The organism is Kamptonema formosum PCC 6407 (genome assembly GCF_000332155.1).
In the GTDB taxonomy this organism is placed as follows: domain Bacteria; phylum Cyanobacteriota; class Cyanobacteriia; order Cyanobacteriales; family Microcoleaceae; genus Kamptonema; species Kamptonema formosum.
Window position 1 is genome coordinate 1,286,213 of record NZ_KB235904.1, and the last position, 20,848, is coordinate 1,307,060.

At 43.2% G+C, this 20,848-nt stretch carries 21 protein-coding genes; 8 read left to right on the forward strand and 13 right to left on the reverse strand.

Going from position 1 to position 20,848, the window contains the following annotated elements; genetic code table 11:
- Window positions 1-95: 95 nt before the first annotated feature.
- Window positions 96-470 (reverse strand): hypothetical protein, encoded by a 375-nt coding sequence (locus OSCIL6407_RS0122690; protein ID WP_007354095.1) that lies wholly within the window; start codon window positions 468-470, stop codon window positions 96-98.
- Between the two features lie 119 nt (window positions 471-589).
- Between OSCIL6407_RS0122690 and rpe the strand changes: the two genes are divergently transcribed.
- Window positions 590-1,291 carry a ribulose-phosphate 3-epimerase gene (gene rpe / locus OSCIL6407_RS0122695; protein WP_007354094.1) on the forward strand — a complete coding sequence of 234 codons (702 nt, stop codon included), beginning with the start codon at window positions 590-592 and terminating at the stop codon, window positions 1,289-1,291.
- 245 nt (window positions 1,292-1,536) lie between these two features.
- On the opposite strand, the gene OSCIL6407_RS0122700 is transcribed toward rpe, so the two are convergent.
- From OSCIL6407_RS0122700 to OSCIL6407_RS0122725, 6 genes are all read right to left on the reverse strand, one after another.
- Window positions 1,537-2,325 (reverse strand): DsbA family protein, encoded by a 789-nt coding sequence (locus OSCIL6407_RS0122700; RefSeq protein ID WP_234708730.1) that lies wholly within the window; start codon window positions 2,323-2,325, stop codon window positions 1,537-1,539.
- A gap of 179 nt (window positions 2,326-2,504) precedes the next feature.
- Window positions 2,505-3,017 (reverse strand): hypothetical protein, encoded by a 513-nt coding sequence (locus OSCIL6407_RS0122705; RefSeq protein WP_007354691.1) that lies wholly within the window; start codon window positions 3,015-3,017, stop codon window positions 2,505-2,507.
- A 168-nt stretch (window positions 3,018-3,185) separates the two neighbouring features.
- Window positions 3,186-3,638 (reverse strand): hypothetical protein, encoded by a 453-nt coding sequence (locus OSCIL6407_RS0122710; protein ID WP_007354690.1) that lies wholly within the window; start codon window positions 3,636-3,638, stop codon window positions 3,186-3,188.
- Window positions 3,639-3,760: 122 nt separating this feature from the next.
- Window positions 3,761-3,949: a CsbD family protein gene (locus OSCIL6407_RS0122715; protein WP_007354689.1), complete on the reverse strand. Its 189-nt coding sequence runs from the start codon at window positions 3,947-3,949 to the stop codon at window positions 3,761-3,763.
- Window positions 3,950-4,247: 298 nt separating this feature from the next.
- Window positions 4,248-4,445 carry a hypothetical protein gene (locus tag OSCIL6407_RS0122720; RefSeq protein WP_007354688.1) on the reverse strand — a complete coding sequence of 66 codons (198 nt, stop codon included), beginning with the start codon at window positions 4,443-4,445 and terminating at the stop codon, window positions 4,248-4,250.
- 358 nt (window positions 4,446-4,803) lie between these two features.
- Complete coding sequence (locus tag OSCIL6407_RS0122725; RefSeq protein ID WP_007354687.1) at window positions 4,804-5,280, reverse strand: hypothetical protein; 477 nt, start codon at window positions 5,278-5,280, stop codon at window positions 4,804-4,806.
- A 187-nt stretch (window positions 5,281-5,467) separates the two neighbouring features.
- Here OSCIL6407_RS0122725 and uvrB point away from each other — a divergent pair, with 187 nt between their 5' ends.
- Window positions 5,468-7,471: an excinuclease ABC subunit UvrB gene (gene uvrB, locus OSCIL6407_RS0122730; RefSeq protein WP_007354686.1), complete on the forward strand. Its 2,004-nt coding sequence runs from the start codon at window positions 5,468-5,470 to the stop codon at window positions 7,469-7,471.
- A 125-nt stretch (window positions 7,472-7,596) separates the two neighbouring features.
- On the opposite strand, the gene OSCIL6407_RS32870 is transcribed toward uvrB, so the two are convergent.
- The 3 genes from OSCIL6407_RS32870 to OSCIL6407_RS0122745 all read right to left on the reverse strand — a co-directional run bounded on the left by OSCIL6407_RS32870 (window position 7,597) and on the right by OSCIL6407_RS0122745 (window position 8,894).
- Complete coding sequence (locus OSCIL6407_RS32870) at window positions 7,597-7,965, reverse strand: type II toxin-antitoxin system PemK/MazF family toxin (protein WP_026103826.1); 369 nt, start codon at window positions 7,963-7,965, stop codon at window positions 7,597-7,599.
- Window positions 7,958-8,362 (reverse strand): hypothetical protein, encoded by a 405-nt coding sequence (locus OSCIL6407_RS0122740; RefSeq protein WP_007354684.1) that lies wholly within the window; start codon window positions 8,360-8,362, stop codon window positions 7,958-7,960. Before OSCIL6407_RS0122740 ends, OSCIL6407_RS32870 begins: the two co-directional genes overlap by 8 nt.
- 151 nt (window positions 8,363-8,513) lie before the next feature.
- Window positions 8,514-8,894, reverse strand: a complete 381-nt coding sequence (locus OSCIL6407_RS0122745; protein ID WP_007354683.1) for a hypothetical protein — start codon at window positions 8,892-8,894, stop codon at window positions 8,514-8,516.
- A 331-nt stretch (window positions 8,895-9,225) separates the two neighbouring features.
- On the opposite strand from OSCIL6407_RS0122745, the gene OSCIL6407_RS0122750 reads away from it, so the two are divergent.
- The 6 genes from OSCIL6407_RS0122750 to OSCIL6407_RS0122775 all read left to right on the forward strand — a co-directional run bounded on the left by OSCIL6407_RS0122750 (window position 9,226) and on the right by OSCIL6407_RS0122775 (window position 17,097).
- The gene (locus OSCIL6407_RS0122750) at window positions 9,226-9,738 is read left to right on the forward strand and encodes a helix-turn-helix domain-containing protein (protein ID WP_007354682.1); all 513 of its coding nucleotides are present in this window, start codon (window positions 9,226-9,228) and stop codon (window positions 9,736-9,738) included.
- A gap of 15 nt (window positions 9,739-9,753) precedes the next feature.
- Window positions 9,754-10,896 carry a DegT/DnrJ/EryC1/StrS family aminotransferase gene (locus OSCIL6407_RS0122755; protein ID WP_019487703.1) on the forward strand — a complete coding sequence of 381 codons (1,143 nt, stop codon included), beginning with the start codon at window positions 9,754-9,756 and terminating at the stop codon, window positions 10,894-10,896.
- A gap of 407 nt (window positions 10,897-11,303) precedes the next feature.
- Complete coding sequence (gene crtB / locus OSCIL6407_RS0122760) at window positions 11,304-12,176, forward strand: cyanoexosortase B (protein WP_019487704.1); 873 nt, start codon at window positions 11,304-11,306, stop codon at window positions 12,174-12,176.
- A gap of 128 nt (window positions 12,177-12,304) precedes the next feature.
- Window positions 12,305-13,006, forward strand: coding sequence for a cyanoexosortase B system-associated protein (locus tag OSCIL6407_RS0122765; RefSeq protein ID WP_019487705.1), 702 nt, complete (start codon window positions 12,305-12,307; stop codon window positions 13,004-13,006).
- 46 nt (window positions 13,007-13,052) lie between these two features.
- Window positions 13,053-14,615, forward strand: coding sequence for a polysaccharide biosynthesis/export family protein (locus OSCIL6407_RS0122770; RefSeq protein WP_019487706.1), 1,563 nt, complete (start codon window positions 13,053-13,055; stop codon window positions 14,613-14,615).
- A gap of 289 nt (window positions 14,616-14,904) precedes the next feature.
- Complete coding sequence (locus OSCIL6407_RS0122775) at window positions 14,905-17,097, forward strand: GumC family protein (RefSeq protein WP_007357326.1); 2,193 nt, start codon at window positions 14,905-14,907, stop codon at window positions 17,095-17,097.
- A gap of 199 nt (window positions 17,098-17,296) precedes the next feature.
- Here the strand turns inward: OSCIL6407_RS0122775 and OSCIL6407_RS0122780 are convergent, their stop codons facing one another.
- From OSCIL6407_RS0122780 to OSCIL6407_RS0122790, 3 genes are all read right to left on the reverse strand, one after another.
- On the reverse strand, window positions 17,297-17,992 hold the full coding sequence (locus OSCIL6407_RS0122780) for a rhomboid family intramembrane serine protease (protein WP_007355227.1): 696 nt from the start codon (window positions 17,990-17,992) through the stop codon (window positions 17,297-17,299).
- 212 nt (window positions 17,993-18,204) lie between these two features.
- Entirely contained in the window at window positions 18,205-20,175 is a 1,971-nt protein-coding gene (uvrC, locus tag OSCIL6407_RS0122785; protein ID WP_019487707.1) for an excinuclease ABC subunit UvrC, read from the reverse strand.
- 135 nt (window positions 20,176-20,310) lie between these two features.
- Complete coding sequence (locus OSCIL6407_RS0122790; protein WP_007355228.1) at window positions 20,311-20,820, reverse strand: hypothetical protein; 510 nt, start codon at window positions 20,818-20,820, stop codon at window positions 20,311-20,313.
- Window positions 20,821-20,848 lie beyond the last annotated feature (28 nt).

A 20,848-nucleotide genomic window follows, 5' to 3' on the forward strand; every position in this document is an offset into this window, starting at 1 on the left:
TTAATAAAAATAGTGGCACTTTGTAGTATCAACCTGGAAACTCCATTAATCAATAGGTTTTGATTTTTAGATTGCCCTCAATTATGCACCCTCAACTATGATAGATGCTTGCCTAGCATTTGCTCAGCTACGCGGCTAATTCCAGGTAGCCAAAGGGGTTGGCGTTTCCAGACCCGAATCATTAGCCCCAAGGTGACGATAAAATAGCTGGTGGTAAGCACGCTACTCGTTAATAACAAGGGTATCGTCCAAGATTCCGCAGAGATGGCTCCAGTTTCCAAGAGAATATGCCCTGAGAGCCAACCCAAAGCTAGGACAATCGCTAATCGGCTGGCGGCTCTGTGTTGGGGGCTTCCTTGACGACGGTAAAGCGTCCACAGGGCCGGGAAAAAGCCGACGATCGGAGTCAATAACACAAACAGTTGCAGGCGGTTCAGATCCGAATTTTCTAAGGGGTCTGTATTTTTCATTTCCAGCAGAGGAGAACAAAGCAGGATTTAACTGATGGATTGTCGGTGGCGATCGCAGATGATATCCACATTTTGATACACTCAATACAGCACGCAGACGCAGGAGAGTATCCTTAGCCATGACCCAATCCCGCAAATCGACTGTTATTTCTCCATCCATATTATCAGCAGATTTCAGCCGGCTCGGAGATGAAATTCGAGCAGTAGATCTGGCTGGGGCCGACTGGATTCACGTTGATGTGATGGACGGTCGTTTCGTTCCTAATATTACTATTGGCCCCCTGATTGTTGAGGCAATTCGCCCCGTTACCAGCAAGCCTCTGGACGTTCACTTGATGATAGTGGAACCTGAGAAATACGTCGAGGATTTTGCTAAGGCGGGTGCTGATATTATCTCGGTTCACGCTGAACATAATGCCTCTCCTCACTTACACCGCACTCTCGGCCAAATCCGCGAACTGGGTAAGCAGGCGGGTGTAGTGCTAAATCCTTCGACTCCTTTGGAGTTGATCGAGCACGTACTCGAACTGTGCGATCTGATCTTGATTATGAGTGTCAATCCGGGCTTTGGCGGTCAGAGTTTCATTCCGACGGTGGTGCCGAAAATTCGCAAACTTCGCCAGATGTGCGATGAAAGAGGCCTTGACCCCTGGATTGAGGTGGATGGCGGTCTAAAAGTTGATAATACTTGGCAGGTTTTGGAAGCGGGAGCAAATGCGATCGTTGCTGGTTCCGCTGTGTTTAAGGCTAAGGATTATGCAGCCGCGATCGAAGGCATTCGCCATAGCAAGCGTCCAACTCCTGAATTGGCAGCAGTTTAAGAAGGAAGAAGGAAGAAGGAAGAAGGAAGAAGGAAGAGGGTAAAATTTAGCAATTTTGACTTTTGACTTCTTTCTTTCTTGTTTTTCTTACCAGGCTAGAGTCGGGGAACCCATTGATAAGTAGTTGGACAACAATAAATAATGTCATTGCGAGTTAACAATTAGCCATTAGCCATTAGCCATTAGCCATTAGCCATTAGCCATTACCAATTACCAATTAACAATTCCCAATTACCAATTCCCAATTACTTAGAAACTTTCGCCAAAATGCTCTCCATTTCGGATAGTTCAACAGCACCAGAGAAGGTTTCTCCCTTCAAGATAAAGAAGGGAGTACCGTCAATTCCTAATGTTTGAGCTATTTGAATGTCTTTCTGAATGGCGGCGGCGGCGGCAGGGCTATTTCTGTCGCTATTAAACTTCTCTAAATTCAGATTTAGATTTTTCGCGATCGCGCTATACAACTCTTCGCTCAACTGTTGTTGTTGCTCGAACAAAGCGTTATGATACTCCCAAAATTTCCCTTGCTGCTGAGCTGCCCAAGCTGCCTTCGCGGCTGGTAGCGCTTGCGGGTGAATTTGAACCAGGGGAAAATGTTTGAATGCTAAAGTAACTTTGTCCTGGTGTTTTGCCATAAACTGATTGACTGTATTGTGAGCTCTGCTGCAAAAGGGACATTGAAAGTCAGAGAACTCTATGAGAACAATTTTCTGCGAAGGTGAACCAGTAGTAGGAGAATCTGCGATCGCAGCTTGAGGATTATTTTTTACTTGCTCCAAAAATGACTGCCTAGCCGATCGCAATCGATCTTGTTGTTGTTGCTGGTACGCCTGTACTGACTCCAAAATTACTTCGGGATTTTCGCGGATAATTTGTAAGACTTGCTCCTTTAATTTGCCTTCTGGTTGTTGAGTATTATTAGCTGATTGGGCGGAGGGCGAACAACCGATTAAAGTCAGGCAAACTATTAAAAGTGCTGCTAGTGAGAAAACTTGCAGGCGATAGAGTTGATTCCGCATAGACGATATGTTCATAACAAATGTGAAACTCTAAATTTTCAATCTCAGGGGCAAATCAATTTAAATATACCTTAGATATTGCTGGTAACGCCGCCCTCTGGGTGTTGCAAAAGAAAAGAGCGATCGCACTGATGCGATCGCTCTGGATTTCCCGGAAAACTTAGTTAACTCTCAAGCCGCCTCTCAACTTAATCCTAGCGGCGATTGCTTAGCCACTTAGCGGCGACAATTCCCAAAATACCCGCAACAATCGGATTGCCCAAAAACTTCATCAAACTGGGCTGATCTGCCAACACTTCGCGGAAAATATCGGGGTGGGAGTGGTAGGTAAACGATGCCAACCTCGCCACATCATCAGCAGTCATGTGGTTCGGATTGTGAGTCGAAAGTCCTAGCTGTTGCTCTAAAGCGCGATCGCTCAGTCCTTTCTTGCTCAAATGCTTAAAGAATTCCCGCGCCACATCATCCCGTTCATTCGGTTTAATTTGCGCGATCGCCTTTTGCAACTCCGGCTCTAATTGAGCAGGCGAAACGTTATCATGGTGCAAAGATTGACCGAATAACTGTCTGCGCTGAGCTGGAGTAGTCCGCTGAGCAAAGTCATCAAAATTTTCGTATTCGTCGGCCGATACTGCCGGCATTTCTTCAGTATTTCCGTGCGACAAATCGTTCATGATTTGACGTTTGTATTGGTCGCTGGTAGCCATGATATTTTTCTCCAATTTTCAAAACTTATGCGTCTCAATCTGTAATTCAGAAATTACGCTCTCGGCTGCGAGTGGAAGATTACTTCGCTTAGCTCGCCCTGACAACAATTAGACTTGTAATTAATTCCCTAAGTCTTAAATTACTTAAGCCTTACTCGCTTAAATGACTTAAGCCTTACCAGAGTTGTACTCAATCTGGTTGGATTGCTGATCGTATTTCGCCGTCAAAATCAGTTTTTTATCTGGGGCATACATCAAAACCGTTACATCTTGATTCGGGAAATTGTGATGAAAACCTTGGGCTAAAGATTTTGCTAAATCCTTTACTTCATTAGGGCGGACTTGCGGCGTAATTACAACACCTAACTTGTTGTTGTCCCGGATATAAACGTCTTGTACTACATTCTTTGCAGTCTGCATCACCCAATTGCCAAAATCTTGACCAACTGGGGTATTTCCTCGTTGTAGCTGTGCGTAATAATTGGAATTACTACCAATTGCTACTGGTAGATTAGTCGGTTTCTGGGCTGCGGGTGCTCCCGCACAGGCTGTAGAAATAGTCAGGACTAAAACCAACATTAGCCCGGTAATAATTTGGCGACTTTTCTGAAAAAAATTCATTTTTTCCTCCTTCTGCGAAACGCTCTTAACAGAATGATTAATTACTGATCTCTGTTTTCATTCTGTACTATAAACAGAGGGTCTAGATAGAAACTTAGCTACCCAGACCCTCTGAGTTAGTATTAAGCGCGGTTTACTTTTTCCTTCACGTCATCTTTGATATCTTCGACTCCGTGGCGGACTTGAGCTTCTTTTTGCTTCATTTGGCCTTCAGCTTTATCCTTTGGATCGCCAGTAACATTACCTAGCGCTTCTTGAGCCACACCTTCAAGGTTTTTGCCAGTAGCTTTGGCGCGATCTTCTACACTCATGATCTTTCTCCTATTCTGTAAAGTTGTTTACTTTTTTTGTCTTAAACTCATGGTATTAACAAATTCCTTGCTTTACCCTCTACCAAGAGGTAGATTAAAGAAAAAGGAGAGAATCTGATAGCAACCGCTAAATATTTAAATCTTTCTGCCTTCTGCGACAACTATATTTGGGAATAACTTCGCAACTACAAAACAAAGTCCGCCTGTGCGGACTGTAAAAATAAATTTAACCCCTACACTCTCCATAAGGGTTTTGTTTGACAAGATTACGATTTGAACTGTTTAGCTTCAAAAGATGTTAATGTTTTGTTTCTTCATCTATCTTTTGATTAAGTTCTTCTTTTAAGATTTCCGCTGCACGGAGAGTTTGAGCCTCAGCTTGCCGATGTTCACCTCCAGCTTTCTCTGCTACCTCGCAGAGTAATTCTGCCCTAGCTTCTCGATTTTTCTGTTCAACATACTGGATATGGGTTGTTGCTGATTCTTCGTCAATCATGAGCTTTCACCATGTTTTTTAGATAATTTATTTAAATGAGGGACAGTTCCCGGTAAATTCAACCATGCTTTTATAGTAAGAGAAATAGTTGAGCTATTCATCTGCCTATAGAGATAATATATAAGATTTAAAGCTAATACAAAAGGAACAGAAACTTTAACGCCTTCAACTGCTCTCAGACTGACCTATCATGCTTTTAAGGCCGCAGTCTCAATGGTAAGTTTAACACCGAGACTGCGGCGCTAAAAGTAGATTGGCGTAAGTCCTATGCTCATCAAAAATTTTAGGTGTTTCAGCAGTCACGAACCCCCCTTTGTTAGGGGGTTATAGGGAATCGATGAGGTTAACTTTGAAGCGTCTAATCAATGAATCCCATCAGTGTGAAAGTATCATCAGTTTCGTTGGGAGCTATAGGGCGACTGCCACCCATCACGGAGTAAAGTTCGCTAATTTGCAGCGTGCTCGAACCAACTGGGCGGTTTCCAGCTTCAGAGTACATTTCCATTACCTGAAAGTTATCTGCCATGACTGGCCGATTGTCCACTATTTCTATCACTTCCAGAGAACTTGATTCTATGGGGCGGTTGCGGATAGTCTCAAACACCTCAAAATCATTAGCTCCAATTGGTCGATTCTGAGGTAGAGGATTATGATACAATTGAATGTCTGGCTGTTTGCGATCGCTCATTGCTTTGTCCCTAATTGTTAAAGCCATAACTTGAGATATACTCCCTGATTTTTGGGTAACAGCCTCATTAGCTGCAACTTCCTCTGTCTTACCACTGTTTCTGCGTCCCTGGCTCGCGGTTTTCTTGCCAGTTCTGTTAATCGCCATAATTAAATACCTCTGTGTTGCTGAGTAGGTTTACTATTGACTAGAAGAAGCACTTTTTTAGTCAGCTTTCAATTCTACTGTCAATAATTAAAATATCCTAAATTGTACCAAATATTTTAATTTAATTGCAATCTAACTACATATTTGTTAATATTTATAAGTAACATAGCATTCTCTGATAGTTACTATGGGAGATAAATTTTATCTTCAAGCTCCCTTTGAGCCGACTGGGGATCAACCGAAGGCGATCGCGCAACTAACTTCAGGCGTACTTGCAGGCGATCGCTTCCAAACTCTACTTGGTGCGACGGGTACAGGCAAAACCTTTTCAATAGCTGCGGTTATTGAGAAAGTTGGCAGACCTACCCTAGTTTTAGCACATAACAAGACTTTAGCTGCTCAACTGTGCAACGAATTGCGAGGTTTTTTCCCCAATAATGCCGTCGAATACTTCGTCAGTTATTACGACTATTACCAGCCAGAAGCATACATTGCCGTCACCGATACATACATCGAAAAAACAGCAGCAATTAACGACGAGATCGATATGTTGCGACACTCAGCAACGCGATCCCTCTTTGAACGCCGCGACGCGATCGTAGTAGCATCAATTAGCTGCATCTACGGCTTAGGAATGCCAGCGGAATATTTAAAAGCTGCTATCCCTTTTCAGGTAGGAACCGAAGTTAACCAGCGGCAACTATTGCGAGATTTAGTTAACATTCAATATAGCCGCAACGACTTAGATTTAGGTCGAGGAAAATTCCGCGTCAAAGGTGACGTACTGGAAATTGGCCCCGCCTACGAAGATAGAATAATTCGCATAGAATTCTTTGGCGATGAAATTGATGCGATTCGCTATGTTGACCCCGTAAGTGGTGGAATTATCCAAAGCGTAGAAGCTTTGAATATTTATCCCGCCCGTCACTTCGTAACCGCTGAAGACAAATTGGAGGCAGCTTGTCAAGCAATTGAAATCGAAATAGAAGACAGCGTAGAAGAACTAAAAAAAGCGGGTAAATTAGTAGAAGCACAGCGTTTAGAACAACGAACTCGCTACGATTTAGAAATGTTGCGAGAGGTTGGTTACTGCAATGGAGTCGAGAATTATTCCCGCCATTTAGCAGGGCGAAATGCTGGAGAACCGCCCGAGTGTTTAATTGATTATTTTCCCAAAGATTGGCTGTTAGTAATAGATGAGTCTCACGTCACCGTGCCACAACTACGGGGAATGTACAATGGCGACCAAGCCAGAAAGAAAGTGTTAATCGAGCATGGATTTCGCTTACCTAGCGCCGCAGATAACCGGCCTTTGAAAGCAGAGGAATTTTGGGAAAAAGTAAACCAGTGTATTTTTGTTTCTGCTACCCCTGGGAATTGGGAAATAGAAATCTCTGAAAGTCGAGTTGCCGATCAGGTAATTCGCCCCACAGGGTTAATAGATCCTGAGATCTATGTGCGTCCGACTGAGGGGCAAATTGACGATTTGCTAGGCGAAATTAAAGAGCGCGTACTTCTGCAAGAGCGGACATTAGTGACAACCTTAACTAAACGCATGGCGGAAGATTTAACAGAATATTTGCAAGAACGCGGAATTAGAGTCCGGTATTTGCACTCAGAAATTCAGTCAATTGAGCGCATAGAAATTCTGCAATCTTTGCGAGATGGAGATTTTGATGTATTAATTGGAGTCAATTTATTACGGGAGGGATTAGATTTACCAGAGGTGTCTTTGGTAGCAATTCTAGATGCAGACAAGGAAGGGTTTTTAAGGTCAGAACGTTCTTTAATTCAAACCATTGGTAGGGCGGCTCGTCATGTCCGGGGACAGGCGATATTGTATGGTGATAACTTGACAGATAGCATGATTAAAGCCATTGATGAAACTGATAGGCGGCGAGGGATTCAGTTGGCCTATAACAAAATGCACGGAATTACACCGCAGTCAATTGCGAAGAAGTCATCTAAGAATGCAATTTTAGCCTTTTTAGATGTGTCGCGGCGGCTAAATTCTCAGCATTTAGAAACGGTCTACGAACAGATAGATGAGTTATCTTTGGAAGAGATACCTGAGTTGATTGGTCAGTTGGAAGTGCAGATGAAGGAAGCGGCGAAGAAGATGGAGTTTGAAGAGGCGGCTAAGTTTCGCGATCGCATTAAGCACTTGCGAGATAAACTACTAGGTCATTAGTCGCTTTAGTAGTAGTAAGGTGGGCATTGCCCATCTTACTATTTTGATAAAAAAGTATAAAGAGTTTAAAAATTAGCGATCGCATTCAGTGGGCTAGACCCAATTGTAGGTTATTGATAAACAATTTATAATCTCAGCATTACTTTCAGTCCATCTGCTATTGGCTGATACTCTTCAGGAGTTAGTGTGCCTTGGTAAGCTAATATTCGCTTAATGTCCAAACATCGCAATTGATCTAGCAAGACGATAGAATCTAGTGGTAGATTGGCAACTCCAGCAGCAAGGCAGGGATATAAACTGGGATTTTGTATTACCCAATCTCCAGATTTTGTTGTCATAGGTGCAACAACTATGACTTGATAGCGTATTACTCCTGTAAGCCTTGGTAGAGTAATTACTACTGCTGGTCGTCTCCCTTGTTGTTCACAACCTGAAGGAGATTGCTTGGGGAAATTAACTATTAGTACATCCCTGACACTTATTGATTTAACCAATAGATTCTTCTACCTCCTCGCTGTCTACAACTAACCCTATGCCTTCCACATAACGCACAGGTTTACAGTTCTTCATCGGGTTTCTTTCTCCCCACTCATAAGGGAGGTCTTCTTCTTCACTATCAAATTCTCGCCAAGGATTATTTTTTATGTCGGTCATTTCGGGTACAAATTCCAGCACATCTTCTATTCCAACAGGCAATCCTGTTAGTTTTCCTAATCCTTGGATAATGGCTGCAAGAGTGGATAGGTCGATTTGATGCTGTTCATTGCCATGTTTTACCAGTTGGTAAATGATTGCAGGGGAACTATCTGTACCGACAGCTTGTATCAACTTTTCAGGAGTTAAGCAGCGCTCTTGGAGATATTCTGCTAGTTTGAAACGAATTTCACTCATAAATTTAGTTGAGAACAGTTGAGGTGCGGAAGGCGATCGCTTTTCCACTTTCCCTATTTTAGGGGAAAATTTGGGGAGGCGATCGCACTTTTTTTTATTAACTTCTTAACCTCTCCTTAGTGTATTCGTGCTCTAAGATGTCGGCCCTCGATCAATCATCTTCAGAAGATTCATCTGGTTTTGACTTGTATTGAGAAAGCTCATCTTTCAAATGGCAATTCTCATGGTGTAGCTCAGACTCTATAAAAAGCTGCCTTTCCTCAAGATTTTGAACCCGAGTTACAAGATTTTGAACCCAAGTTACAAGATTTTGAATCCGAGTTACAAGCGGTTTGAAGTAGGGAATATCTTCAATCCCTTGAGACTTGGCTTGCTGGAGTGCGATCGCAACCTGTCGAGGATCTGCCTGTGTATCCAGTTGTGCCTCTTGGTAGAGTCGATCCACTAAATTGGCTAGTTCCAGACCATGAGGATGGTCAGCTAATTTTGCAAGTAACTCCAGAGGGGCTGGTTTTGTGTTATGGTGGTTCATACAATTAAAAAAATCAAAGTAATTCCTTGAAACGGCTGCGCTAGCGTGCATCAAGCTGTTTCAAGATTTAGTATTGCAAAAAGCGTCTAGACTTGCAGGTCTGGGGCGCTTATTTTTATAATTTAGCACACTTGAGCGAATAAAGCAATCTAGCAGTTAAGTTTTAGGTGCTTACCATAGTTTTTTTCAGTCGTGCTTTTGCGTAAGGTAATTACTTCTTAAGTACAAATACAGACGATCTAGTTACCTTAATAAGTGTATACCTAAGCTATAGCATATAGTGCATATGTTATAATGCACTATATGCACTATACCCAAGCACTTAAAACATATGTCTCTAGATAAAAACGCTCAATCTGACCAAAATGTTTGGCAGATAGCTGAGGAAGTCATAGAGGACTATCCCCAAAATGATTTAACTCCCCTAGCTCTGAAACCTGTTTCATCGACCGACAACAATCCCAAAAAGGATTTAATGCCCCTGCCACTCGTTCATTCAGATCTTGATGAGTACGGCTTTGACCCCTACGAATTCCGAATCTACGCCCATATTGTTCGCAGAACAGGGGGCAAGCTCGACGGTAAGTGTTTCGCCAAGCTCAAGAAAACAGCAGAAATTTGCAAAATGAGTGTCAGAAAAACCCAATATGCGCTCAAAACTCTTTGTGATGCGGGCTTAATCTTGAAAGAACAGCGTAAAGGGCGTAGTGACATTTACAGACTAGCCCCCAAAAGCAACTGGAAACCCAAAGAACAATTACAGGATATTCGACAGAAAGCAAAAGAGTCGAAAGTTGATAAATTGGAAGACTCCGAAGAAGATCCAACTAATATAAATGAATAACTACTAACACCATGTATGACCAACAACTCAACAAAAATCCCCTTTGTTGACCTCTCCCTCCAACATCAACCCATCCAAAGTCAAATAGAACAAGCTATTGCACAAGTCATCCAGAAAGGAGACTTCATTCTCGGCCAACAACTCGCCGAATTTGAATCAGCATTTGCCACAGCTTGCGGTGTAAAATATGGCATCGGGGTGGGCAGTGGTACAGATGCGATCGCGCTAGGACTTCAAGCTTGCGGGATCGTCCCTGGCGACGAAATCATCCTCCCAGCAAACACCTTTATCGCTACCATCATCGGCGTTCTTCGGGCCAAAGCGACACCAGTATTAGTAGATTGCGAACCTTACACCGCTCTTATTGACCTCACAGCAGCAGAAAAAGCCATAACCCCCAAAACCAAAGCAATTATCCCCGTGCATCTCTACGGGCAAATGGTATCGCCTAATCAACTTCTAAATCTTGCCAAAACCTACAATTTAATAATATTTGAAGATGCCGCCCAAGCACACTTAGCACAAAGAGAAAATTACCGTGCAGGTTCCTTTAGCAAAGCGGCAGCATTCAGCTTTTATCCTAGCAAAAACTTAGGAGCCTTTGGCGATGGGGGGATGCTCGTTACTAACGATCGAGAATTAGCAGAAAAAATGCTGATTTTTCGTAATTATGGTGCATCCCAGAAATATTTGCACACAGAATTAGGAACCAACAGCCGCCTCGACACCTTGCAAGCAGCCGTGCTAAATGTTAAGCTTCCATACTTAGAGGGTTGGAATCGCGAGCGCAATTTAGCTGCTCTGCATTATAATGAACTATTAGATCCCCTGAAAAAAAAAGGGATCTTCCCCATCCAAAACCAGAGTGGCAATGGTAACATTTATCATCTATACGTAATCAGGGTGACAGATGAATGTCCCCTTACCCGCGATATCCTTCAGGAGAAACTCGCAGTTAACGGCATTCAAACAGGCATTCACTATCCCATACCTTGCCATCTCCAACCTGCCTATCCAAACTTAGGTAATTTAGGCGATTTCCCTAATGCAGAAAATCTCTGCAAACAGATTTTATCATTACCAATGTATCCCGGACTGAGAAAAACTCAAGTTGAGCAAGTAGTGGCGGGGATTGCATCTTTAATTGGTAATTGGTAATTGGTAATTGGTAATTGGTAATTGGTAATTGGTAATTGATAATTGGTAATTGGTAATTGGTAATTGTTATTGTTCGCTGTGCTCCGCGTGTCAAGCGCAGCGCAGTTGTTCGCTGTGCTCAGCAATCTGAGGTGTTGCGAAGGTAATGAAGTAAACTAAGTCCGAAGCGATCGCAATAGGTTGAGATCGCCTTGAGGTTTCTAAAGGTAGGACTGATGAATTGTAACTTTGTGGTAAGGTTTTGAGATTGCTTCACTGCGTAAGCGCTACGCGCAGGCTACGCCAACGCAATGACAACTAACAACCAACAACTAACAGCCAACAACCAACAACCAACAACTAATAGCTAACAACCAACAACTAACAATTAACAATTAACAACCAACAACTAACAACTAACAAAAATCATGCAGATCGCGCAAAAAATTCCTATTGCTTTCAAAAGGCACTTTTTTACTACAACTTTTCTCCTACTATTAGCGATTCTTTATGCTCCGCTAATAATCCACTGGTATGATGGATGGTTGAACAAAACTATTGGCATCGAGCATGAATATTTTAGTCATGGTTTAATTGGTCTACCTTACGCTCTTTACATTGCGTGGACACATCGCCATCGCTGGAGCAAATTACCAGATTTATTTCATCCTTTGGGAGCGGTTTTACTAGCAATAGCAGGGATATTTTATCTCAGCAATTTGAGCGATCTAGTAAATTTATCTTTTCCACTGATTCTAGCAGGAATGTGCTTATCCTTAAAGGGATTTCCAGGGTTTAAGTCACAAAGAATACCGCTGCTATTTGTCCTACTGGCAACGCCTAATTATATTCCCTATCTCATTGAACCTTACGCCTTACCATTGCAGCACCTCATTGCTACAGTAACAGGTTTCATTTTGACCCAAATTGGCTTAGATGTTACAGTTGAAAATATTTACTTATATGTCAGGGGTAGAATTGTTGAAGTCGCCCCCCACTGTGCAGGGCTAAAAATGTTATTTACCAGTTTTTATGTTAGCTTAATGCTATTGCATTGGACAGGAGTTTGGAGTTCTCGCAAGAGAAGTATGTTATTTTTGTCTCTAGCTATTATCCTCAGCATTACTGCTAATATTATCCGAAACACTTTGTTAACTCTTTTTCACGGTACTGGTCGAGAAAAAGCTTTTGCTTGGCTTCACGCAGGATGGGGAGGAGATTTGTATTCAGCTTGTATGTTAGGTATGTTGGTGGTGATACTCAATGGGATGGAAAAGTATTTACCAAGTAAATTTGAATAGTAATTGCTAACGGTTAATTGTTAACAAATAATTGCAATTCCCGATCGGTAAAAATCCCTCAGTCTGTCTGTTTCCGCATCTCGCCGTCTCCTTCCTTATTCCTAATTTTCAATTTTAAATTCCCGATTATGTTGCAATTGCCCAAATCATATCAACTATCAAAAATTGTCGTACTATTGTTTTTACTCATGCTCGTTACCGCTGAAGCTATTCCCAGCTACTTGAAAGGACAATGGGCTTGGATGAAGCCGCCCCAAGTTGCCACACTTAAGGAATTAAGAATTTTGCGTAGTGAAGGGTTAACACTTCCTGGTGGGGCAAAAAGCGCCCATAGAAATATAATGATTAGCGGTCACAAATGGTTAGTTCAAGAACTTAAATATGACGAAAAAAGTGCAATTTTGTTACTACTTACCCAAAATGACCATAAAGATAAACCTCAAGTAGAATGGACTGATATTAAGGGATTTCATAACTGGAAAACTGACTCCTACCAGACTCTAAATTTTACAGTAGACTTACAAGAAAAAATCCCAAAAAGTTCTCAGGACATTTCAGTTGCGGCCCAATTCTTCCGAAGCTGGGATCAAAAACAAACCTTTGCTGTTTTGCAGTGGTACGCTCAACCTTCTGGGGGTTCGGCGACACCTAGTAGTTGGTTTTGGGAAGACAGCAAGGCACAGTTATCTAATCGTCGCGTTCCCTGGGTGGCTGTTTGTATTTTAATTCCTCTTGAACCTTTAGCTGATATTGAGAAAGCTCGATCGCTAGCAATATATTTCGGTCAAAATGTCCAGTTAGCTTTGATGAAAGATGCTCTACGCTTTTAGATTTTAATAGGAGTATGGGCGGGAAATATTACAAAAATATAGATTTATGGAAACCAAAAATAACTCAAAAATCCCCAATCCTCAATCCCAAGTTAAAACTGGAATTGCTCTCTACCTGGCAAGCTTCTACTCAGCAGCTTGGACTCTTTCTTTTACTGCCCTATTTTGGGGATTAAATACCAAATTCGAGCGGAGCGCTTTCGCTGAGTTGGTGAGCAAAAATCTCCCTACATTACCTGCTCTCAAAGAGCCACAACAGCAGCAACAACCGACTATTCCTGTTAACATAAACGCCCAGCTTCCAATCAATCCTGCTTTTAGCAACCGTGCTTACCTCTTGGGCCCCGGAGATCAAATTTCTATTCAAGTTCAGCGCTTCCCAGATTTAGGTTTAGCTGGCTCAATTAGTCAGGAAGGGTTAGTTGTGCTACCACTAATCGGAGCAGTGAATTTGCGGGGCCTCACTGTCGAACAAGCACAGCAAGTTATCCGCGATCGCCTCAACAGATTTATCAAAAATCCCAATGTTGCTGTCTCCCTGATAATTCAGCGTCCCGTAACCGTCACAGTCACAGGTCAAGTCGCCAGGCCTGGTTTTTATCCCCTACCAACTCCTCAAATCTCTGCGGCCCTTTTCGCAGCATCCGGTACTACTTCCACTGCTGACTTGCGAGGGGTACTGGTACGCCGCACTTTAGCTAACGGTGCGATCGCCGAACAGAAAATCGACCTACTAACCCCCCTGCAAACTGGTATCGCGCCGCCCGATTTGCGTCTAGAAGACGGAGATGCCATTATCGTGCCTTACCAACAAGTCACAGCCGATCGCAAGTCCGACCGCGATGTGGCTGCCAGATACAGCTTGGCGGCGGCCCAGGGGCCCGTACAAGTCACAATTGCGGGAGAGGTGAGTAAGCCTGGTTTTTATACTTTACCTGCTGGTTCGGGGCGGATTTCTGGTGCTTTAGTCGCTGCGGGAGGCGCAACTTTGAAAGCTGACTTGCGGGAAGTGCGAGTGCGGCGGACATTAGTTGATGGTTCGACAGTGGAAGAACCAATTGATTTGTACACTCCCTTAGTAAATGCTACAGAACTGTTCGATTTCCCTTTGCAAAATGGAGATGCGATCGTTGTTCCAGAACTAGAAGCAGGTAAAGAGCAAGATTACAACCGCGCTTTAGTTGCTAAGTCAACTCTGATTAAGCCCCAGATTTATGTTCGAGTTTTGAGCTACGCTAGTGGTGGGCTAACTTCATTCTATGTACAAAATGGTAGTAGATTTTTAGATGCTCTCAATGGCGTGCCTCTCAATGCTGCTGACCTCCGAAAAATCGCCCTATTTCGCTTCGATCGAGAGCAAGGTATAGCCATTAGCCAAAAACTAGATGCTAAGGCTGCTTTAGAGGGCGATGTTTCTCAGAATCCTTTACTGGAAGATAACGATGTGATTGTCATTGGTCGCAATTTGGTAGAGAGAATTAGCTATGTTATCAATACTGCTACTCGACCATTCCGCGATATTTTGGGATTCGTTCTTTTCTTCGAGCAGTTGCGAGAAGGAGCACAAAATCTCTTCGGGCCAAATTCAAGTGGTGGTTCTGGACGATAAATGAAGAAGGGGCTAGGGGCTAGGGGCTAGGGGCTAGGGAAAGAGGGGGAGCGGGGGAGCGGGGGAGCGGGGGAGCAATATCAGGACTTACGCACCCAACCACAGAAACCGGGTTTTTTGACGAAAATACTTCGCTGTTACCCAGATTCTCTCAAAAACCCGGTTTCTAGGGCCATGAGCGTAAGTCCTGAATATGCCAATTACCAATTACCAATTACCAACTAACAACTAACAACTAACAACTAACAACTAACAACTAACAATTACCAATTACCAATTACCAATTCCTATGGCTCCAGTAATAGTTAAGCGTTATCTAATTGCTTTCAAGCAATACAAATGGGTCGGATTAGTCACTTTTGCAGCAGCAGTGGGCGTGTCAGGGTTAGTAGCAACTCGTCCAGAAACAGCTCCTAATTACACTGCTACAGGTATTCTTAGCTACCACCGTCCTCCTGTGATCTTTTCAAGCACTGCTACTGATATTCAAAAGCAGGGGCAGGAAGTAACAAAAGAAATGCTGCTGGACAAAAAGGTAATCGAAGCAGCAGCGAAAGAAGTAGAGGTTTCGCCAGAAAAGATGACAAAAAATGTGTCAATAAAGATGCCGAAATCAAACGACCAAGGTGCGGGAATTGAAGTCTCTTACAAGAATAAAGATCCTAAGAGAGCAGAAAAAATTGTAGATACAGTAATGAAGGAAATGGTTAAACAAAGCCAGTTAATTAATACTTCTATACTGCGAGAGACGATCGTCCAGATTAACAACCGTTTACCACAGGTAATTCAGGATCTCAGAGCTGCTGAAGAAAAACTTCAACTCTACGAGAGACGAGAGGGAGCATCTATTTTGGCATTTCAGACTGCTGCTTTGCCTCAAGCGATCGCCTCAGCGCAACAGCAACAGCGGACGATTCGATTTCAGTTGGACGGCGTTAATGCTCAAATTAACAGCCTGGAAGGGCGATTGGGATTGAATGCAGATCAAGCTTACGTGGCTCAAGCTCTGGCTGCTGACCCAATTATTGCTCAACTGCGATCGCAACTTTTCGATATTGAGTCTCAGTTACAAGTGCTGCGCCTGGATTTTCAGGACGAACACCCGAAAGTAGTCGAGTTAACTAACACCAAACAAGCACTGGATCAACAGTTACAGCAGCGAGCGGCTGAGGTACTTGGAGGTGACGGAGTAGCAGCACCCTTAAGTGCGGCGAAGATTCGAGTAGACTCTGCTTTAGATCCCGCCAGACAAGAATTAGCTAAAACTTTGATTAATTTGCAAACTCAGCGGGAGATGCTGCAACAGCAACTTGTTGGTATTGCGAAAACGGAACAACAACTGCGGCGGGAACACGCGACGCTTCCCAATAAACAGTTAGAACAGACGCGCATCGCACAGGAAGTAAACCTGAAGAAGACTCTCTACGATAAGATGCAATCTGCCCGGGTGGATGCTCAGGCGGCGATCGTGGAGACAACAGGTTCTTTGAGAATTTCTCAGTTTGGAAAAGCTGAGAATCTCAAATTGACTCCTAAAAGTCGGTCTGCAATCTTGGCAGTGGGGGGATTTGCTGGGATATTACTAGGGGGCGGAGTCATCTTTTTACTGGGAATGCTGGGTGGGAAGTTCTACACTTGGGAGGAAATTCGCTCGGCTTTGGAAGAAGGGGATGTGGAAGTATTGGGAATTTTGCCTTTTGCGATCGCCCTTGACTCCAGTAGAGATGATATGCCGATCGCCCTGGAAGCTAATTCTCCTTATCTAGAATTTTACGAGAAACTTCGCAGCAATCTACGCCGCGTTGGAGAAAAACCTCCGAAGCTGGTAATACTAACTTCTGCTACTGCTCTTGAAGGCAAGACTTTTAGCGCTTACAATTTAGCGATCGCCTCGGCTCGTGCTAGTAAGCGGACTTTGTTAATCGAAGCAGATTTGCGATCGCCCTCTTGGGTTCAATTTTTGAAAGTCGCTCCCGATCCCGCTAGTTCTATTGAACCCCTACGTTACTACGGCGATCTCTGCGAGTGCATTCGGCTTGTCCCAGCCGTTGAGAACCTATTTGTCATACCCAGTCCCGGGCCTCTGCGACAAGCCGCTGCTGTACTGGAATCCAGCGAAATCCGGCGGCTACTTACAGAAGTTCGCCACCGCTTTGATTTTATAGTTATCGACTCCCCCCCTTTAAATGAATACAGCGATGCCCTGACCTTGGAACCATATACTGATGGCATAGTTTTAGTAACAAGGCAAGGTCATACTAATTCTGAAACATTGACTGAAGTAAGCGATCGGTTAACAGAATTTGATGAAGAGCTAAACAAAGTAGGGCCGCGACTGTTAGGAGCGATCGTTAATGGTGCTGACATTGCAGTTGAGTTCCCCGATCGGATTGAGGAAATAGATATCCCCCTCGTACACTTTGCTGATTCCCCTACACAAGTGAAATCAAAACCAATGTCAAAACCAAGAAGAAGGGGCTAGGGGCTAGGGGCTAGGGACTAGGGAAAGAGGGGGAGAGGGGGAGCAGAAGAAGGGGCTAGGGGCTAGGGGCTAGGGACTAGGGAAAGAGGGGGAGAGGGAGATGGGGGAGAATTTTTCCCAATTAGCAATTAGCAATTAGCAATTAGCAATTAGCCATTACCAATTACCAATTACCAATTACCCATTACCAATTCCTTAATCACTCTTCTGAAAATAACCCTAACAGAGGGCTGAGTAAAGCTCCGAATACAAATCCGCCAGCGTGTGCCCAATAAGCAATTCCTCCCCCTTCCATACCAATATTTGCCGGGGCATTCACCGAAGCGACACCATAAAATGCTTGCTGTAAAAACCAAAACCCTAAAAACCAGAAAGCAGAGATTCGCACAGTAGTAAAAAATATACCCAAGGGAAGTAATGTGAGAACTTTAGCTTTAGGATATCTGAGAATATAGGCTCCCATAACGCCCGCGATCGCACCGCTAGCCCCCAAGGAAGGAATCTGAGATGCAGAGGAGAAATACCACTGCGTTAAGGAAGCCAACACACCACAAGCTAGGTAAAATACGATAAATTTGACATGACCTAAACGGTCTTCTACGTTGTTGCCAAATATCCACAGAAATAGCATATTCCCAGCGACGTGAAGAAAACCTCCATGTAAAAATTGGGAAGTAATTAATGTCACCCATTCTGGAAAAGGAGATGCTGGTATAGACACCGGGCAGATATCAGTAAGCTGACAAGGAACAACAGCCCACGAGTAGAAGAATCGAGTTAGTTGCCCCTCTGGTAAAGTTAGTTCGTAGATAAACACCAATATATTAACAGCAATCAGTCCATAGGTGACATAAGGCGTAATAGTGGTGGGATTCTCATCGCGTAAGGGAACCACAGGCTTTTCCTCTCGATTAAAGTTTGGGAATTAAGATAACTTACTCCTCGGCAGAATGTCTCCTCTCTAAGGGATGATTAAGTTAGGGAGAAGCATACCCGCTTGAGGACATTGGAACAGTGAGGGTGCGCTCCTCTTTCTTGAGTTTAAGTTTTCTGCGAATAAGTCAAGTCCTAAGCTGTTACGCATTTAAACAGTCTGGAAATAGGGTTTTAAGGGTGGAAATAATCGTAAATTTCCTGCGCTAAACGCGGCCCAATCCCAGGAACCTCAGCCAGTTGTTCTAGAGTTGCCAAACGAATATAGTCAACAGAGCGAAAATGTGCTAACAATTGTTTCTGGCGATGATGTCCCAAACCGGGAATTTCATCTAATCGCGATCGCTTCATCCTATCACTTCTTCGATCGCGGTGAAAACTCACAGCAAATCTATGAGCTTCATCGCGCAAACGCCGCAATAACTGCACTCCTGGCTGTTCGGAATCAGTAGCTAAAGGTAAAGATTCTCCGGGCAAAAAAATCTCTTCTCGCTGCTTAGCTAAACTCACCACTCGCAATTCTTCTAGCAAATTCATCTCCCGCAAAACTTCCACTACTGCGGACAATTGACCTTTTCCACCGTCAATCATAATTAAATCTGGTTTATCCACTATATCGCTAAATCCTTCGGCTTTTATTCCTCTTTCTTCTTCCTTCTTCTTTCCAAATCTACGACCAATAACTTCCGCTAAACTGGCAAAGTCATCAGAATGACCGGATTTAACTTCAGGATTTTTAATTTTGTAATGACGGTAGTGTTGTTTTGCTGGCAAACCATCAATAAATACGACGCGAGAAGCCACTGCATCAGAACCTTGAATGTGTGAAATATCGTAACCTTCTATACGGTGTGGCAACTCTGGCAAATCAAGAATTTCTGCTAAATCTTGCATTGCTTGAGAGTTGCGATCGCCTAATTTTTGCATCCTTGCTAATTCATATTCAGCATTACGTTCTACCATCTCAATTAATTCTGCCTTAGTTTGCCGCTGCGGTGCGACAATACTCACTTTTCGCCCTTTATGACTGCTTAACCAATCTGCTAATATCTCTCCCTCTGGTAACTCATACTGCACTAAAATCTCAGATGGAATTTCCACTGATTCTACATTTTGATAATGTTCTTCTAAGACTCGCTGTAAAATAGCTCCAAGTTCTAACCCCCCTCTTCCCCCCCCTTGTAAATGGGGGGATGAATCAGAAGATAAATCATCATTAAGCCCCCCCTTAGTAAGGGGGGGGTGGGGGGGTATCTCAGCAATAAATCCCAATCTTCCTACTAGCTGACCCGCCCTAATTTGGAATAATTGAATACAAGCGTGTCGGTCATCATTAGCAAGTGCGATCGCATCTCTGGAAACCGTATCATCAGGCAAAGATACTTTTTGATCCGCACTCAAAGACTGTAAACCTTTAATTTGATCGCGAATCCGAGCAGCAGTTTCAAAATTCAAATCTGCCGCCGCCTGGTCCATTTGTGAATGCAAACTTTCAATCAATTCTTGAGTCCTTCCCTGGAAAATCATCGCGACTTTCAGCATCATTTTACGATATTCTTCAACTGCAATCAACCCTTGACAAACGCCAACGCAGCGACCAATATCGTAGTTAATACAAGGTCTATCTTTAAATAGTGGTTGTGGCCGTTGCCGCAAAGGAAAAATCCGCTTAATTAGATGCAGCGTACTCCGCAGTGCGCCTGTATCGACGTAAGGGCCATAATAACGGTCTTTTTGATTTCCAGAAGTGCGTTTGCGGGTAATGAAAATGCGGGGATATTCCTGCGACCAAGTGATGCACAAATAGGGATATTTCTTATCATCTTTCAGCAGGACATTAAAGTATGGTTGATGTTGCTTGACGAGATTAGCTTCTAGTGCTAAAGATTCCGCTTCCGTATCGGTGACAATAAATTCTATTTCGCATACTTGTTGCACCATCATTGCAATGCGGGAACTGATATTTCCACTTTCACGGAAGTAGGAACGCACGCGGGATCTGAGTTTTTTAGATTTGCCGATGTAGAGGATGCGATCGCTTTCATCTCGCATCAAATAAACGCCGGGAACGGGGGGAATTTCCTTGAGGCGGCTTTCTAGGCGTTCGGGATTTTTAACTAGAGGTAACGTTTTAGTGGATGGCATATAAGTTTATAATTTAGGAGTTCCATATACTATTATAACTCGGTTATTTGGGGGCTAAGTGTATCTATCTTAAAAGTAGAATCGTGATGTTAAGAGAACGCTGAGACTGGCGATCGGAAAATAAATTCATTCTTTTCAATCTATCTTTTTCACTACCTCCAAGGCTAACCCTACCACCTCTGCAATTTGCTCATCGCTCAATCCCAACTGTCGTAATTTACCAACCATTTCAATTTTAACTTGATTTGTACCGTCGTGAAAGTCAGGAGTCGAAGGCTGGCTTTTATCTGGGGTAACATTGGGTAGTTCTGAGCAAGCATTAATATAATTAATCGTGTTGATATTTCCCTCAATATTATTACTATTATTGAAAGCAATATTTATAGTTGATTTTCGTTTTAGGACAGATTTAAGATTACGTTTATCAACTGATTCGCCAAAAACATCAGATAACATTTGCAAAAGCTTGTAACCGACATCCTTAGCATGACCCGCAGTACAACCATAACTCTCTGCGATATCAGAATACTTTTGTCGTTTCAGTATTCCCTCGATAATTCCGCGCTGCAAGTCATTTAAACGCTTGCCTGTTTTAGCGCATACCACTTCATCTACAAATTGCAAGATATTGGCAGTGTCCATCATTAGGGTTGTCAGAGAACTATAAGTTAGT